Origin of the sequence: Synechococcus sp. R55.8, assembly GCF_047461895.1 — a bacterium.
Lineage (GTDB): Bacteria > Cyanobacteriota > Cyanobacteriia > Thermostichales > Thermostichaceae > Thermostichus.
Genome location: NZ_JANSIB010000065.1, coordinates 244 through 15,959, shown reverse-complemented (window position 1 = coordinate 15,959; position 15,716 = coordinate 244). Strand labels below are relative to the sequence as shown.

The 15,716-nt window shown below is 58.3% G+C and carries 14 protein-coding genes, 1 tRNA gene and 1 pseudogene; 10 read left to right on the top strand and 6 right to left on the bottom strand.

The features are described 5' to 3' along the window. Positions 1 to 197 precede the first annotated feature (197 nt). Complete coding sequence (locus NW829_RS07865; RefSeq protein ID WP_414416816.1) at positions 198 to 989, top strand: ADP-ribosylglycohydrolase family protein; 792 nt, start codon at positions 198 to 200, stop codon at positions 987 to 989. Between the two features lie 72 nt (positions 990 to 1,061). Here NW829_RS07865 and NW829_RS07860 read toward each other — a convergent pair whose 3' ends face one another. The 4 genes from NW829_RS07860 to NW829_RS07845 form a co-directional block, all read right to left on the bottom strand. Further along, entirely contained in the window at positions 1,062 to 1,898 is an 837-nt protein-coding gene (locus tag NW829_RS07860) for a nitrate ABC transporter ATP-binding protein (RefSeq protein ID WP_414416815.1), read from the bottom strand. Between the two features lie 71 nt (positions 1,899 to 1,969). Further along, positions 1,970 to 3,967: a nitrate ABC transporter ATP-binding protein gene (locus NW829_RS07855; protein ID WP_414416814.1), complete on the bottom strand. Its 1,998-nt coding sequence runs from the start codon at positions 3,965 to 3,967 to the stop codon at positions 1,970 to 1,972. A 68-nt stretch (positions 3,968 to 4,035) separates the two neighbouring features. Beyond that, positions 4,036 to 4,863, bottom strand: a complete 828-nt coding sequence (gene ntrB / locus NW829_RS07850) for a nitrate ABC transporter permease (protein WP_414416813.1) — start codon at positions 4,861 to 4,863, stop codon at positions 4,036 to 4,038. 522 nt (positions 4,864 to 5,385) lie between these two features. Continuing rightward, entirely contained in the window at positions 5,386 to 6,696 is a 1,311-nt protein-coding gene (locus NW829_RS07845) for a CmpA/NrtA family ABC transporter substrate-binding protein (protein ID WP_414416812.1), read from the bottom strand. A gap of 204 nt (positions 6,697 to 6,900) precedes the next feature. Between NW829_RS07845 and NW829_RS07840 the strand changes: the two genes are divergently transcribed. The 8 genes from NW829_RS07840 (at position 6,901) to NW829_RS07805 (ending at position 13,241) form a co-directional block, all read left to right on the top strand. Then, the gene (locus tag NW829_RS07840; RefSeq protein WP_414416811.1) at positions 6,901 to 7,998 is read left to right on the top strand and encodes a tocopherol cyclase family protein; all 1,098 of its coding nucleotides are present in this window, start codon (positions 6,901 to 6,903) and stop codon (positions 7,996 to 7,998) included. Positions 7,999 to 8,173: 175 nt separating this feature from the next. Beyond that, a tRNA-Arg gene (locus NW829_RS07835) sits at positions 8,174 to 8,247 on the top strand. Between the two features lie 118 nt (positions 8,248 to 8,365). Continuing rightward, positions 8,366 to 10,840 carry an ATP-dependent Clp protease ATP-binding subunit gene (locus tag NW829_RS07830; RefSeq protein ID WP_414416810.1) on the top strand — a complete coding sequence of 825 codons (2,475 nt, stop codon included), beginning with the start codon at positions 8,366 to 8,368 and terminating at the stop codon, positions 10,838 to 10,840. A 127-nt stretch (positions 10,841 to 10,967) separates the two neighbouring features. Then, the gene (locus tag NW829_RS07825; RefSeq protein ID WP_011432256.1) at positions 10,968 to 11,603 is read left to right on the top strand and encodes an ATP-dependent Clp protease proteolytic subunit; all 636 of its coding nucleotides are present in this window, start codon (positions 10,968 to 10,970) and stop codon (positions 11,601 to 11,603) included. 17 nt (positions 11,604 to 11,620) lie between these two features. Beyond that, entirely contained in the window at positions 11,621 to 11,896 is a 276-nt protein-coding gene (locus NW829_RS07820; protein WP_041436231.1) for a hypothetical protein, read from the top strand. Positions 11,897 to 11,933: 37 nt separating this feature from the next. After that, entirely contained in the window at positions 11,934 to 12,269 is a 336-nt protein-coding gene (locus NW829_RS07815; protein ID WP_049749557.1) for a Uma2 family endonuclease, read from the top strand. Next, positions 12,217 to 12,828, top strand: a complete 612-nt coding sequence (locus NW829_RS07810; protein ID WP_011432257.1) for an ATP-dependent Clp protease proteolytic subunit — start codon at positions 12,217 to 12,219, stop codon at positions 12,826 to 12,828. The genes NW829_RS07815 and NW829_RS07810 overlap by 53 nt, the downstream gene beginning before the upstream one ends. A 107-nt stretch (positions 12,829 to 12,935) precedes the next feature. Continuing rightward, a complete protein-coding gene (locus tag NW829_RS07805; protein WP_414387969.1) occupies positions 12,936 to 13,241 on the top strand; it encodes a hypothetical protein in 306 nt (101 codons plus the stop codon). A gap of 14 nt (positions 13,242 to 13,255) precedes the next feature. Here the strand turns inward: NW829_RS07805 and NW829_RS07800 are convergent, their stop codons facing one another. Next, complete coding sequence (locus tag NW829_RS07800; protein WP_414416809.1) at positions 13,256 to 13,867, bottom strand: chromophore lyase CpcT/CpeT; 612 nt, start codon at positions 13,865 to 13,867, stop codon at positions 13,256 to 13,258. Positions 13,868 to 13,875: 8 nt separating this feature from the next. Between NW829_RS07800 and NW829_RS07795 the strand changes: the two genes are divergently transcribed. Then, positions 13,876 to 15,270 carry a malic enzyme-like NAD(P)-binding protein gene (locus NW829_RS07795; RefSeq protein ID WP_414416808.1) on the top strand — a complete coding sequence of 465 codons (1,395 nt, stop codon included), beginning with the start codon at positions 13,876 to 13,878 and terminating at the stop codon, positions 15,268 to 15,270. 100 nt (positions 15,271 to 15,370) lie between these two features. On the opposite strand, the pseudogene NW829_RS07790 reads toward NW829_RS07795, so the two are convergent. Continuing rightward, positions 15,371 to 15,716 (bottom strand): annotated as a pseudogene (locus tag NW829_RS07790) (CRISPR-associated protein); the annotation flags it as partial.

Sequence of the window (15,716 nt, the reverse complement as noted above, 5' to 3'; positions counted from 1 at the left end):
GCTCAAAGACTCACCTGAGTTGGAAATTCGCTGGGATCCCAACTCTCCTCCCCCCGCGGAGCTGCTTCGGTCGGTGCGCCGCTTGATTGCCTAGGGGTGCGGATTCAGAATTGGATGGGCGGGCGAGCCTTTTCGGAAACGGCGAGATTGAGAACCGGGAGATTGAGAACTGGGAAAAGAAAAAGGAGAGGGTACTGATGCTGGGAGCCATTGCCGGGGATGTTATCGGCTCTGTCCATGAGCACTCGGGCACCAAAACGAAGAACTTTCCGCTGTTCGTCGAGGCCAGCCAATTTACCGATGACACGGTTCTGACGGTCGCTGTGGCCGAGCGGCTGCTGCGGGGCGGTAGCTACGTCGATTGGTACCATGAGTACTTCCACGCCTACCCAGAGGCTGGGTACGGGAGCAGCTTCATCCACTGGGCCGAGCATCGCTGCCGTGAGCCGTACTACAGTTGGGGCAACGGAGCCGCCATGCGGGTTAGCCCCATTGGCATCGCCTGCAACACGCTGGAAGAAGTGCTGGCCCAGGCGCGGGCCAGTGCCGAGGTAACCCACAACCACCCGGAGGGCATCCGCGGCGCTCAGGCTACGGCAGCCGCCGTGTTTCTCGCCCGGTCAGGGTACACCAAGGCCGACATCAAGACGTACATCGAGCAAGAGTTCGGATACTGCCTATCCGAGCGGCTGGACGATATCCGGGGGCACTACTGCTTCGATGTCTCCTGTCAGGGCTCGGTGCCCCAGTCGATCATCGCGTTCCTAGAGGCAGACGGTTTTGAAGACGCGGTGCGCAACGCCATCTCCCTTGGTGGAGACGCAGACACCATGGCCTGCATTGCCGGGGGCATTGCGGAGGCGTTTTTCGGCGGCGTGCCGGACGAGATCGCATCCCGGACGCTGGCCGTTTTGGACGAGCGGTTGCACGGCGTTGTGGGCGAGTTCCAAGAGAGGTTTGCGGATCGCCTGCCCAAGCGCTGCCCCTGACGGCCAAGGGGTTCCGGCTGCCCGGTCACCCTCTCGCTCCGCCAACTGCTCTAGGTTTGATTTATCGGCTCATCAGCAAGCCGCCTCTGGGTTGGCTTCATGGCCGTAGAGATAGCTGAGAACCGAGTTGCGCAGGCGGTAGTACTGCGGATCTTCAAGAATCCGCTCGCGATCCCGGGGGCGCGGGAAGGGAATGGTCACGATCTGCCCGATGGTGGCTGCAGGGCCATTGGTCATCAGCACCAGGCGGTCGGCCAAAAACAGCGCCTCATCAATGTCGTGGGTAATCATCAAAACCGTGCAGCGATGTTCATCCCAAATGCGCAACAGCTCCTCTTGAAGCTCCTCTTTGGTAATGGCATCCAAGGCCCCGAAGGGTTCATCCAAAATCAGCACTTCTGGACGGATGGCCAACGCACGAGCAATGGCTACCCGCTGTTTCATCCCTCCCGAAATTTGCGAGGGATATTTCTGAGCGGCTTCCCCCAGCCCCACCAAATCCAAATGTTCTTCCACAATTCGATGCTTTTCCGACTGGCTCTTTTGGGGAAATACCGACCGAACGGCCAAATAAACATTTTCATAAACCGTGAGCCAAGGCAACAGGGCATACCCTTGAAACACTACCATGCGCTCCGGGCCAGGAGCTGTAATCGGCTGCCCTTTCAGCTTCACCGAGCCACTGGTGGGCTGGGCAAATCCGGAAACCATATTCAGCAGGGTGGTTTTGCCACAGCCGGAATGCCCAACCAAGCAGACAAACTCTCCCTCGTTCACACTGAGGTTGATATCTCGCAAGACGGGATAATCCCCCTTGGGAGTTGAGTAGGTCTTGCTGACATTCTCAAGGCTTAGGTAGGGTTCTGCGGCTACGTTCGCTGGGGTAGAGGTTGTCAAGAGGGCAGTCATCGTAGGGTGCTCCAACTCATGATTTTCTCACAACGGGGAATGTGCGTTTGCAAGGGCGCCCAAGTGGGTATCTAGAGCAACACAGGACGACGATCTAAGGCAACCTCGGCTACATAAATATCGTGCTTAATCGCCAAACTGTTGAGGTAGGCCAGGGGATCCTCACCATTAAAAGGGATCCCGTCGAACAACTGAATGGGCTGCCGCTGGTAAGACACATCCAGCCCCAGCTCGCGGGCTGCCGTACTGAATACCCCCACCTGACACACCCGCTCCACGATCTCCACCCAGTTGCGGGGGAAGGGCAGCTCCCCCCAGCGGGCCATTTGGGTCATCATCCACAGATGCTCGGTGCGGCTGGGACGGTTGCCGGCTCCGAGAAAGAAGCGGTGGTGGGCATATTCCCGCATCGGCCTGTCCAAGTCACAGATCAGACGCTGGGGATCCCCCAGATGAATGTAGGAGGGGTCGGTGCTCAGGTAGGCGCGGCGGCTGAGCAGCTCGCGAATCTCGTCGTGATGGGCCGGGTCTTCACAGTAGCGGCAGGCTTCCAACAGCGCTTTGACCAAGGCAATGTGGGTGTTGGGGTAGGCTCTGGCCCAATCTTCTCGCACCCCCAACACTTTGCCGGGATGGCCCGGCCAAATCTCCAGGTCTGTAGCCACCGTAAAGCCACTGCCCTCCAGGGCTGCCCGCAAATTCCAGGGCTCTCCCACACAGTAGCCATCGATGTTGCCGGCTGTTAGGTTGGCCACCATCTGAGCCGGGGGCAGCGTTTTCAGCACCACGTCATGATCCGGGTGGATCCCACCGGCTGCCAGCCAGTAGCGCAACAGCAAATTGTGCATAGAGCTGGGATGCACCACTCCAAAGGTGAGCCGACGGCTGGGACTATCCAGGATGTAAGCCTTCAACTGGCTGAGGGTGTGGATCCCTTGCTCGTAGAACCGCTTATGCAAGGTGATGGCATTGCCGTTGCGGGTCAAGGTGAGGGCAGTAACCACCGGCTGAGGCGGGTTATCCCCTCCGCCCAAAGACATCCACACCGGCATACCGGCGGGCATTTGGGCCGCATCCAGATAACCTCCCTGAATGCCGTCTTGGATCCCTCGCCAACTGGTTTCCCGCACCAAGTTCACTTCTTCCAAGCCGTGTTTGGCAAAGAACCCTTTTTCTTTGGCCACAGCCAACGGAGCGCAGGCAGTGAGGGGCACAAAGCCGATCTCCAAGTTGATCTTTTCCAAGCCATGCCTGGCCACCACAGTGCTGCGGCGAGCACGCCATTGCTTGATGCGTTTTTGTTGGTTCAAAAAGTAGATGATCTCGCTGCGGTAGCTGTAGTAGCTGGGATGGTTGACCACCTCCAGCCGACGGCGGGGCCGAGGAATATCAATGGTTAAAATGTTCCCAATTCGGGATCCCGGCCCATTGGTGAGCATGACCACACGATCTGACAGAAGAACCGCTTCGTCCACATCGTGGGTGACCATGAGGGTGGTCATCTGATGTTCTTCACAGATGCGCATCAACTGCTCTTGCAAGTTCCCCCGCGTGAGCGCATCCAAAGCGCCAAATGGCTCATCCAACAACAACACTTTGGGCCGCAAAGCCAGGGCACGGGCAATGGCCACCCGCTGCTTCATACCCCCGGACAATTGGGCTGGGGGCTTATCTGCGGCATGGCGCAAACCCACCAGATCGATGTGCTCTTCTACGATCTGCTGACGCTCCGCCGGAGAATGGTTTTTAAGAACGGCATTCACCGCCAGCGCAATGTTTTGCCGAACCGTTAGCCAAGGCAAAAGCGAGTAATGCTGAAACACCACCATGCGATCGGGGCCGGGAGCGGTGATGGTATGCCCATCCAAAGCCACGATCCCCCCCGTAGGCAAAGACAGCCCCGCCACCATGTTCAATAGGGTGGATTTGCCACAGCCGGAGTGGCCGATTAAGGAGACAAACTCCCCTCGATGGATTTGCAGATCGATCCCTTTCAGAGCAAGGTATTCCTGCCCTCCGGGCAGAGCAAAAGATTTTTCCACCTGCTCCACACTGACCAATACAGACACAGAAAACCTCCCAACCTATCACCCGTCTAGCCTCAAACCAACCACATACTGACAACACATCCAACACATCATTGGTTGGCTATCTTGTTTTGCAAAATAGACATCAGGCGATCCAAAAGCAATCCCACTGCTCCAATGTAGATGACGGCAACGATGATCTCCGTAACGTAGTTCTGCTGGTAGGCATCCCAGATGAAAAAGCCGATCCCCGGCACACCCGACATCACAATTTCTGCGGCAATAATGGCCAGCCAAGACAGGCCGATGCCGATGCGCAGACCTGTGAACATGTAGGGCAGGGCTGAGGGCAGCAACACCTTAAAAAAGAAGTCCACTTTGGAGAGCTTGAGCACTTTGGAGACGTTGATGTAGTCTTCCGGGATCTGTCTCACCCCCACAGCCGTGTTGATGAGAATGGGCCAAATTGAGGTAATAAAAATAACGAACAGGGCAGCCGGCTCATTGCGTTGCAAAGCAGCCAAAGATATGGGCACCCAAGCCAAGGGAGCTACCATGCGCAAAAATTGGAAAATGGGATCCAAAGCTCGGTTGATCCACACACTGCTTCCCACCAAAATGCCCAGTGTGATGCCCACCAAGGCGGCACTGCAATAGCCGATGGCCACCCTTTGTAAGCTGGCCAAGGTTTGGCGCAGCAGCCCTTGGTCAAGGTCGCTGTTGCGGTACAAAGGATGCAGGATCAGATACCGGCTGCGCTCATCCATCCACACATCCCAGGGCCCCGGCAGCCGAATAAGGTTGGCACTGGCCAAGAGCTGCCAGATGAGCAGGAATCCAACAATACCCACCACAGGGGGGAGAATCTGATCTCGGTACTTCGCCAAATCGAGCTTCGCTGCCGAAGACTTTGGCGGAGAAGAAAGTGTTGTCGTCATAGCTCCTAGAGGAGGATAGGGTTTTACAAGGTTCTCTGGTGTTGCGCTTTTGGAACGCCCCGATCGAGGGGTTCTACACCGTGTTGGAGACAGAGCATGAGCTTGGATCGGCCTTGCCTTTTCTTTGGATGGGCAAACACAGGGATTGCAAACTCAACAAAACTCTCACGACAATCAGAAAACTCAGGATTCCTACGGCTATTGAAAGGATGAGCTTGTCCCAGCGAGGCCGGGCCGGCCTCTTAAAAAGAGGCTTCCTGAAGGGTTCGCGCGGAACGTGAAGTAGAGCCAACATAGCCGATCCTCAACATAGCATTCAAAGTTATTCAAAAAGTGCGAGGCTCATAGCATCCATCAACTTTCCATCGTTTGGGCAGAAAGCTCGGCACAGCTTTTTTCGACCTCGTGGGATCCCACAGGTAGGCAGGATCCCTGTCGCGCGAGAGATTCGAACAAGGAAACGGTAAGCCATGGACTTCCTGCGAAAGAAGGTGAGGAACTTGGCCCAATCAAGCTATTCAGCTAGACCCTTTTGATTTTCAGGCTGTTCAGGTAAGCCTGCGGATCCTGTGGGTCAAACACCACACCGTCAAAGAAACGCTCTGTTCCCCGCGAGGTGTTGTTGGGGATGTTCTTCACCCCCAGTGCCTGGGCGGCCTCACGCCAGAGATCTTCACGGTTCACTTCATCCACCAGACGACGGGCAGTATCCAGATCGGGAAGGAAGCGAGCGTGGAAGCCCCAACGCAGGGATTCCGTCAGGAACCAAAGGTCATGGCTCTTGTAGGGGTAAGAGACGCTGCCCCGGCCATCTTCCCAGTACAAGGGCCCGGCATTGAAATCTTGAACAGCTGGCTTGCCGTCTCCCAATTCGTATTTGCCTTGAAAGGGAGGGGTGAGAACTTCAACCGGCACATTCAGGTAGGCACGCCCTGAGAGAATGCGTGTCAGTTCTTCTCGGTTGGCCGGATCGTCGCACCATTGCTGCGCTTCCATCACCGCCATCAAAGTGGCTTGTGTGGCCCTGGGGTTTTGCTCTACCCAATCGGCGCGAATGGCCAAGTATTCTTCGGGGTGAAAGGGCCAAATCTGTTGGGTAAGGGCCGCCATAAACCCGATCCCATCTGCCACAATTCGGTAGGGCCAGGGATCCCCGGTGCTAAAAGCATCCATGGTGCCATTGCGCATTCCCTGCACCGTTTCGGCAGAGGGAACCGCCAACAGGTCGATGTCTTGATCCGGATCTACCCCCCCAGCAGCAAACCAGTAACGGATCCAAAAATCTTGATTGACGTTGGGGAAGGTATGAGCGGCCTTGAATTTGCGTCTGTTGCTGGCGCTGAAATTTTTGATGTAATCCGCGGCTCCCGAGATATCCAGCCCCAAACCCTTGCCAGCATGCATTCCGGCAATGGCAATCCCGTTGCCTTGGGTGATCAACTGACACAGAACTGCCATGCGCACCGGCTGATTGTTGGTGATGGCGCCAATGTGGATCATGTGAGGCATCGGCATCTGCCACTGGCCACCGTCGATTCCCCCACCCGCTGAGCCGATGACCACATTGTCACGGGCTGCCGGCCAACTGGCCTGTTTCAACACCTCTACACCGGTCATGCCATGCTTGTCGAAAAAGCCCTTTTCCTTGGCGATGATCAGGGGGGCAGACTCCACAATCGGTATAAAGCCTAACCTGAGATTGGGGGTTTCTGGGCCGCTGGCCTGGGCAACCCAGTAGCCTGTGCTGGCCCGTGCTAAGCTGCCACTCACGAGTCCACCCACGGTGGCCGCACCCGCAGACAGCAAAAAGTTACGACGTGACGTCATGCTCACCTCATCGAAAGGATATGTGAAGGCAAGATGGAAGCTTTCCGGTTCAAGTCGCCTGACCCATGGATTTCCTTCGTGAAATCTCAAGAAATCCTTAAATCTCAGCTTGGTTGATATCCTAAGGGCAAATAAATATAGAAACAATACAATTGTTGTTTTGGTAAGCATAGACTTCCGTTTATCATTGTTGCGATGGCTTAGGTCTCAATGGCGCTTCCTCCAACGGCGGCTTGCTCTGGGCAAAACAACTCAACAGATTGGGGATCCCTGCCCCATGCCGGCTACCACTGGGATGGCTGCACAGAGCGGTTTTTTGAGGGCTGGTACAGCCGCGTCACCTTGCCCGGGGATCCGCCCATTAGCTTTGCCTTCATGTACGCCATCGATCCCAAGCGCGGGGGCATGGCGCAGGTGTTGGGGCCGGAGGAGGAGTTGCATTGGCGCACCTTCCCCAATCCCCGCCGCTTTTGGGCCAGCTCAACCCATCTGGCCTTGGGGCACTCAGGGATCCCAGGCCCCGGCTGTCGCGGCCTTCAGGATCCCTTCACCTTCTTCCAGCGCACCGCCAGTGGCTACCAATACACCGCCCACCTCAATCAGGGGATTTTGCCGGATCCCTTGGGCTCTGAGCCCATTCGCTGGCTTTACCGCATTCAGCCTCGTTTTGCCTATGGGATCCCACCCCGAGCCACCATGGGAGCCTGGTCTTATCTGCCCATCTTTGAGCCGGGCTGGCAGATCCTCATGAGCCACGGCTTGGCCACCGGCTGGGTGGAGTGGAGAGGCAGGCGCTATGCATTTCAGCAGGCTCCCGCCTACGCCGAAAAAAATTGGGGCCAAAGCTTTCCTCGCCGCTGGTTTTGGATCCAGTGCAACGCCTTTCCCCAGCATCCCGGTCTCAGCCTCACCTGTGCCGGAGCTGAGCGGCAGGTGCTCACCCGCCCCGAAGAAGTGGCCCTGATCAGCCTGCATGGGTGGGGATCCCAGCCCTTTTTGGAATGGCGACCCGGATCCGCTCGGCTGACCTGGCAAGTGGATCCCTGGGGATCTTGGCGAATCCGGGGAGAGAGCGCCCTCTGGTGTATTCGGCTGGAAGGGCACACGGGACGGCCTGGCCAAACTGTATTCACTCCTGGCCCAGAAGGGATGCAGCGCAACTGTCGGGATACCCTGGCAGGACATCTGCACCTGCAGCTTTGGCAGCGCAACGGCCAAGTCTGGACGCCGGTGATCAAGGCCACCAGCCCCCAAGCCGGCCTCGAAGTGGGGGGAGAAGTCCGGCAACCTTGGCAAGGGCAATGTTAACGCTGGCGGATATCTACACCCCCGTTGGACTTTCCAAAAAACGCTCTTGTGCTAGAATGCCTAAGCCACATTGATAGATGTCCATCTCTGTCTCTGGATAGTACTGGATAGTGTCTGAGTAACTATGGACAGATAGTATGGACAGACAGTCAACCGTGGTTGGCCCGCCCCTTTTGCGCCTGTAGCTCAGTGGACTAGAGCACGTGGCTACGGACCACGGTGTCGGGAGTTCAAATCTCTCCAGGCGCGTTTTGGCCCCAGACAGCTTCCGTCTGGGGTATTTACCGTCCCTTGGTTTCGCCAGAACTTGTGCTAGGATTACCCCTATCAAGTCCGCCTTGATGCAGGCGTAGGGAGCCCGAGGATCATGTTTGAACGCTTTACAGAAAAAGCCATCAAGGTGATCATGCTGGCCCAAGAAGAAGCCAGACGGTTAGGTCACAATTTCGTTGGCACCGAGCAAATTTTGTTGGGGTTAATCGGCGAGGGCACTGGGGTCGCCGCCAAAGTTCTCAAGTCCATGGGAGTGAACTTGAAGGACGCCCGCATTGAAGTCGAGAAAATTATCGGTCGGGGATCCGGTTTTGTGGCCGTCGAGATCCCTTTCACTCCCCGCGCCAAGCGAGTGCTGGAACTCTCTCTAGAAGAGGCCCGCCAGCTCGGCCACAACTACATCGGCACTGAGCACCTGCTCCTGGGCCTGATCCGAGAAGGGGAGGGAGTAGCGGCCCGCGTCTTGGAAAACCTGGGGGTGGATCTCTCCAAGGTGCGCACCCAGGTGATCCGCATGTTGGGCGAGACTGCCGAAGTGACGGCAGGGGGGGGATCCTCCAGTCGCACCAAAACGCCCACCCTGGACGAATTCGGCTCCAACCTAACTCAACTGGCCCAGGAGGGCAAGCTGGATCCGGTGGTCGGTCGGACGCGGGAGATCGAGCGGGTGATCCAGATCCTGGGCCGCCGCACCAAGAACAACCCCGTCCTCATTGGCGAGCCGGGGGTAGGCAAAACCGCCATCGCCGAGGGTTTGGCCCAGCGCATCGTGCAGGGGGATGTGCCCGATATTTTGGCCGACAAGCGGGTGATCAGCCTGGATATTGGCTTGCTGGTGGCCGGCACCAAGTACCGCGGCGAGTTTGAAGAGCGCCTCAAGAAAATCATGGATGAGATCCGCAATGCCGGCAACATCATCCTGGTCATCGACGAGGTGCATACCCTGATCGGGGCCGGGGCTGCGGAAGGGGCGATTGATGCCGCCAACATCCTCAAGCCTGCCTTGGCCCGTGGCGAGTTGCAGTGCATCGGCGCCACCACCCTGGATGAGTACCGCAAGCACATCGAACGGGATGCCGCCCTGGAGCGTCGCTTCCAGCCCATCATGGTGGGCGAGCCGACAGTCTCCGAGACCATCGAGATCCTGTTTGGCCTGCGGGAGCGCTACGAGCAGCACCACAAGCTGAAGATCTCCGATGCCGCCTTGGATGCAGCCGCCAAGCTGGCCGACCAGTACATCTCCGACCGCTTCCTGCCGGATAAGGCCATCGATTTGATCGACGAGGCTGCTTCGCGGGTGCGCCTGATCAACTCTCAACTGCCCCCGGCGGCGCGGGAGCTGGATCAAGAGCTGCGGCGAGTGCTCAAGGAGAAAGACGCTGCGGTGCGGGCCCAGAACTTCGACAAAGCCGGTGAGCTGCGGGATCGGGAGATGGAGATCAAGCAGCAGATCCGCGCCATTGCCGCTGCCAAAAAAGCCGAGGAGAGCAGCCGCAGCGAAATGCCTGAGGTAACCGAAGAGGACGTGGCCCAAGTGGTCAGCGCCTGGACGGGGGTGCCGGTGGCCAAGCTGACCGAGAGCGAGTCAGTGAAGCTGCTGAACATGGAAGAAACCCTGCACCAGCGCATCATCGGCCAAGACGAAGCGGTGCGGGCCATCTCCCGGGCCATCCGCCGCGCTCGGGTGGGGCTGAAAAATCCCAACCGCCCCATCGCCAGCTTCATCTTCTCCGGCCCAACAGGGGTGGGCAAAACCGAGCTGACCAAGGCTTTGGCAGCCTACTTCTTCGGCTCCGAGTCGGCCATGATCCGCCTCGACATGTCGGAGTACATGGAGCGGCATACAGTCAGCAAGCTGATCGGATCCCCGCCGGGCTATGTGGGCTACAACGAGGGGGGTCAGCTCACAGAAGCGGTGCGGCGTCGCCCCTACACGGTGGTGCTTTTCGATGAGATCGAGAAGGCGCACCCGGATGTGTTTAACCTATTGCTGCAAATCCTGGAGGATGGCCGCCTGACCGATGCCAAGGGCCGCACGGTGGACTTCAAGAACACCCTGATCGTGATGACCTCTAACATCGGCTCGAAGGTCATCGAGAAGGGCGGCGGCAGCCTCGGCTTCGAGTTCAATGCCAACGACGAGGATGCCAACTACAACCGCATCCGCAACCTGGTGAACGAAGAGCTGAAGCAGTACTTCCGTCCGGAGTTCCTCAACCGCGTGGACGAGATCATCGTCTTCCGGCAACTGACCAAGGATGAGGTGAAGCAGATTGCCGACATCCTGCTCAAGGAAGTGTTTGACCGCATGACGGAGAAGAAAATCCGCCTTACGGTCAGCGACCGCTTCAAAGACTTGGTGGTGGAGGAGGGGTATAACCCCAGCTACGGGGCACGCCCGCTACGCCGCGCCATCCAACGCCTGCTGGAAGACATCCTGGCGGAAGAGATCCTGACTGGGCATGTCCGGGAGGGATCGGAGGTGCTCATCGATGTGGATGAGGAGCGCAAGCCCAAGGTGCTGGTCACGGAGCCGGAGCGGGTTCTCTTGCCTCAAGGGGCGGAGTAAAGCTGGCTTTGAGAGGTCCTCAGACTGCAAGGGATCCGTTGGGATGCTGCGGATCCCTTGTGGTCCTCAAGTGTTGTTTTTCTGGTGTTTTTCAGTTGAACAGACCCAGGCGTAGGAGATCTCTGGCATGGTGCAATCGACCTACTACTACTATGGCGGCGCTCCGGTTCGTACCCCACCCCCAGATTTGGCTTCGCTGCTGCTGCAGGAGCGCATTGTCTACCTGGGCTTGCCCCTTGCAGAGGAGTCGAATGCCAACGTCACCAAGCTGATCATCGAGCAACTGCTGTATCTGCAGTACGAGGATCGGGAAAAGCCGATCAAGATGTACATCAACTCGACGGGCACCTATAACTACGACACAGCGGCCTTTGCCATTCTGGACACCATGAACTACATCAAGCCGCCTGTGCATACTATCTGCATCGGCAATGCCATTGGGATGGCGGCCATGTTATTGGCAGCAGGAGCCAAAGGATTTCGGGCCAGTCTGCCCAATGCCACGATCGTGCTCCACCAGCCCTATGGGGGCACCCGTGGACAGGCCAGCGACATCGAAATTCGCACCCGCGAGATTCTGACTTTGCGCAACATGATGCTGGAGCAACTGTCCCGCAGCACGGGCCAGCCTATGGAGCGCATCAAGAAGGACACGGAGCGGCTATTTTTCATGACACCAGAGGAAGCCAAAGCCTACGGCCTCATCGATCAGGTGCTGACCAGTTCCAAAGGCGTGCCGAAGTTGGCAGCAGCCAAAAACTAAAGCAGAGGGATCCGTCCATGGTTCAAGTTCCCGTACAGCCTTTAACGGCGGAGGAGTACCTCCACCTCACGGACTGGCCTTATGGAGGACGGATTGAACTTGAAGACGGGTCTATTCGGGAAGTGCCAACCGAGGAGCGCATCAACACCCTCATTGAGCTGTTTCTGGTTGCGGAATTGCTCAAGTTTTTGCCCATCCAACGCCTGAGCTTGGGCCAAGTTGAGGTCGAAGTGCCCGCAGCCAAGGCTCGGTTGCGCAATCCAGAGGTGATGGCTTTGCATCCCGCTATGTGAGCTTGCTGGGAAACGGTTGCGGAATCCTTGCCTGCACATGCCCCTGCCGCTGTTGGTGGTGGAAGTCGTTTCCCCCGGAGTAGACAATGAAAAACACGATTATCAAGACAAGCGCAAAGATTACGCTGCCCGTGGGATCCCAGTGGATCCAGCCAAGCAGTCCGTTTCCGCGGTGCGCTGGGTTGGCGGAGAATACGAAGGCGAGGTCAAAACTGGATCTGGACGCATTGTTTCCTCGGTTTTGCCCCAGCTGGATTTGAGCGCGGAAGATATCTTACAAGCGCGTCGTTCTGTGTTTCATACTTTGCCAGGAGAAACTTATGCCGATTGGAGTGCCTCGGGTTCCCTACCGTTTGCCCGGCGAGCCCTATAGCCAGTGGATTAGCCTTGACGATCGCCTGTACCAAGAGCGGATTTTGTTTATCGGCGAGCCCATTGACGATAGCTTGGCCAATACCATCGTGGGGGTGATGCTCTACCTCAACTCGCAGGATCCGCAAAAGGACATTGTGATGTACATCAATTCTCCCGGTGGCTCTGTGACGGCGGGCATGGCCATCTACGACACCATGAACCACATCAAGCCAGATATCGTTACGGTTTGCGTGGGCCAAGCAGCTTCAATGGGAGCCTTTTTGTTGGCTGCTGGCACCAAGGGCAAGCGGTTTGCCCTGCCCCACTCCCGCATCATGCTGCACCAGCCTTCGCTGGGCACGATCCAAGGCCAAGCCAGCGACATTGAAATTCGCGCCCGCGAAACTCTGCGAGTCAAACGACGCATGAACGAGATCTTGGCGCAAACCACCGGCCAACCGCTGGAGAAAATCGAGCGGGATGTGGAGCGAGACTTTTACCTCTCGGCCACGGAAGCTCAGGCTTACGGCATCGTGGATCGGGTGATCCAAGAGCGCTCGGAAGCCATGGCCAGCTAAAGGGATCCCCCCCTTTCCCCCAGCAACAGGTCGAGGGGTTGGGAAAGGTTGGGAGGGATCCCTTCAAGGGGTGGAGTTCAGTGGACAACGCTAGGAGAACCGGTCGGATGGGCCAACGGCTCTGGAGTGCAGGACTGGGCTGCTGCGCGGGTCTGCTGCTGCTTTGGCCGGAAGCTTGGGCACTGCCCCCTGCCGATGAGATCCCGGAAGAGGTGTTGCGGGCCCAGCCCGACTTGCGGGCTCGCTCTCCGGTCGATAATCAGCCCCTCACCGCCGACGAAGCTCTAGAACTCCAGGAAGCCTTGGCAGCTCGGCCCGAAACCGGATCTGTCTCTCCAGAGGTGGAGCGGCTGATCTTTTTGCTCAGGCTGCGCAAAGGATTTCGAGATCTGTTGCCTTTTTTGTTCCCCTGACTGTTTTCTGGCCCTCACCCCCTGTCCCTCTCTCCCCAAGGGCGAGGGGAAGAGGCCGGTGGGATCCCTTTTTGGTAGCGGTAGGGTCCGGCGCGGGATCCCCAGGTTTGTTGGCCAGTGGCGGCGTCAAAGCCCCGATCCCAGGTGATGAATTCGCTGGGGGTGAGGTCGAACTCGATGTGGATATAGGTGCTATCCCCGGGGTTCAGACGACATTCTCCACCTGGCAGCATTTCGCCGTGGTAGCAGTCTGGGCGCTTTTCCACCAAAATGCGACAACCGGGCAAATGCTCCAGGTCGGCCAAGGAGAGCTGCGCCAAGCGCTGCGGATCCTGAGAGGCACCTGCCCAAGCTGCTTGATCCCGCAATTTGTAGTTCTCGATCCGCAAGGGATCCCCCAATACCTGGAGCACCCGGCTGCGATAAAACTGGCCCGGCGTGTGCTGGTTAAATTGCTCGGTAAAAAAGCCGATCCCCTCCGAGAACAGGTGGGGAAGGCGCACGTACCAAAGGCTGACCGGCACAAACCACACCGGCTCTGCCATCGCCTGGGCGCGGTTGCTGTAGTAGCCCTCCAGCCAGTTGGCCAGGGTGTGCAGGTCGGAAGCGGATTTTTCGTCTACCATAGGGAGCTATGACAAAACTTACCCCCAGCTCTAGCTATAGCATTGCCCTGCGCATTCGCCTGCTCAACCAGCCGGGAGCCCTAGCCCGCGTCACCCAGGCCATTGCGGAAGTGGGAGGCAGCCTCAGCCAGATCGATCTCATCCACCAATCGGCAGCAGAAACGGTGCGAGAAATCTGTGTAGATGCCGTGAGCAGCGAGCATGCTCAGCAAATTTACGCCGCCGTTGCCTCCTTGGCCAATGTGAAGGTGGAGCGGGCGGTGGACCGCACCTTTGAGCTGCACCGCGGGGGAAAGCTGCAGGTGGTGGCTAAAAGCCCCCTGGAGAGCGCCGCCGATCTGGCCATGGCCTACACGCCGGGGGTAGGGCGGGTTTCTCTGGAAATTGCTGCCAACCCCGCCGCGGTCTATGAGTACACCATCAAGGGCAACAGTGTGGGCATTGTAACCGATGGTAGCGCGGTGCTGGGCTTGGGGAATGTCGGCCCGGAGGCAGCTTTGCCGGTGATGGAGGGGAAAGCGGCCCTGTTCAAGCGCTTTGCCGATATCGATGCTTTCCCTCTGTGCCTGGCCACCCAGGATGTGGCGCAAATTGTGGAGACGGTGGTGCATCTGGCCCCCGGCTTCGGTGGCTTCAACTTGGAAGACATCAGCGCCCCCCGTTGCTTTGCCATCGAATCGCAGCTCAAAGCTCGCCTCAACCTGCCGGTGTTTCACGACGATCAACATGGCACGGCGATTGTGGTGCTGGCCGCACTCCTGAATGCCCTCAAGGTGGTGAAAAAAACCTTGGATCAGGTGCGCATTGTCATCAACGGGGCCGGGGCAGCCGGTATTGCGGTAACTCAACTGCTGCGGCGGGCCGGGGCAGCCCACATCCTGGTCTGCGACCGCAAAGGGATCCTCAGCCGCTCCCGTTCCGATCTCACCCCGGAAAAAGCCGCAGTTGCCGTCGAGCAGAGGGGATCCCTGGCAGAAGCCTTGGTGGGGGCAGATGTGTTTATTGGGGTGAGCGTGGCCAATGCCCTGACGGTGGAGATGGTGGAAAAGATGGCCCCGGATCCCATCCTGTTTGCTTTGGCCAATCCGGTGCCGGAGATTCAGCCCGAGCTGGTGAGCGATCAGGTGGCGGTGATGGCCACGGGCCGCAGCGACTACCCCAACCAAATCAACAACGTGCTGGCCTTTCCGGGCGTGTTTCGCGGCGCCCTCGACTGCCGCGCCAAGCAGATCAACACCGAGATGTGCCTGGCTGCCGCTCAAGCCATTGCTGCCTTGATCCCTGCCGAAGAGTTGGATCCCCAGTGGATCATCCCCTCGGTCTTCGACGGGCGGGTGGTTCCTCAGGTGGCCGCTGCGGTAATCCAGGCTGCCCGCCAAACCGGCGTGGCCGGGATCCCTTGAGGGCTACCTAGGGCACCAGGTGACAAGCCACAAAATGCCCCGCGCTCACCTCGCGAAAGGCCGGGGGTGGATCTTGGCCTGTTCCTTCCCTGGGGGGAACTCACACCAGACGGCCCAAGCGCTCCCGCAACTCAGCGGCGGCCTGCTCCAGGTGCTCAGGGGTGTAACCGGTGGTCTCTACCCTGACAGCAAGGTGGGTGTCCTGGCTCTGGTGGAGATGGATCCACAAGATGTGGCGGCCGTCCTCTGTTTTGCGGTTTGCAGCTTTGACGCTGTTTTTGGGGGCAGAGTAAGCGTGCGGGTCGTAGCGGACCAGATCCACCCAGGGAATGTCTCGCAGGAGTTTTTCCACCTTGACCCAGCTGCGAGGACGGTGGTGGCTGCTGTCGACCTGCAGCTGGATGACTTCGGAGCGAGGTCGGCCTGAAAAGGACTCCGTCCCGCTG

Bases quoted from the DNA above. Each gene is read 5' to 3' on its own strand.
- NW829_RS07865 (WP_414416816.1), top strand. From the start codon at position 198: ATGCTGGGAGCCATTGCCGGGGATGTTATCGGCTCTGTCCATGAGCAC.
- NW829_RS07860 (WP_414416815.1), bottom strand. From the start codon at position 1,898: ATGACTGCCCTCTTGACAACCTCTACCCCAGCGAACGTAGCCGCAGAA.
- ntrB (WP_414416813.1), bottom strand. From the start codon at position 4,863: ATGACGACAACACTTTCTTCTCCGCCAAAGTCTTCGGCAGCGAAGCTC.
- NW829_RS07840 (WP_414416811.1), top strand. From the start codon at position 6,901: ATGGCGCTTCCTCCAACGGCGGCTTGCTCTGGGCAAAACAACTCAACA.
- NW829_RS07830 (WP_414416810.1), top strand. From the start codon at position 8,366: ATGTTTGAACGCTTTACAGAAAAAGCCATCAAGGTGATCATGCTGGCC.
- NW829_RS07825 (WP_011432256.1), top strand. From the start codon at position 10,968: ATGGTGCAATCGACCTACTACTACTATGGCGGCGCTCCGGTTCGTACC.
- NW829_RS07820 (WP_041436231.1), top strand. From the start codon at position 11,621: ATGGTTCAAGTTCCCGTACAGCCTTTAACGGCGGAGGAGTACCTCCAC.
- NW829_RS07815 (WP_049749557.1), top strand. From the start codon at position 11,934: ATGCCCCTGCCGCTGTTGGTGGTGGAAGTCGTTTCCCCCGGAGTAGAC.
- NW829_RS07810 (WP_011432257.1), top strand. From the start codon at position 12,217: ATGCCGATTGGAGTGCCTCGGGTTCCCTACCGTTTGCCCGGCGAGCCC.
- NW829_RS07805 (WP_414387969.1), top strand. From the start codon at position 12,936: ATGGGCCAACGGCTCTGGAGTGCAGGACTGGGCTGCTGCGCGGGTCTG.
- NW829_RS07800 (WP_414416809.1), bottom strand. From the start codon at position 13,867: ATGGTAGACGAAAAATCCGCTTCCGACCTGCACACCCTGGCCAACTGG.
- NW829_RS07795 (WP_414416808.1), top strand. From the start codon at position 13,876: ATGACAAAACTTACCCCCAGCTCTAGCTATAGCATTGCCCTGCGCATT.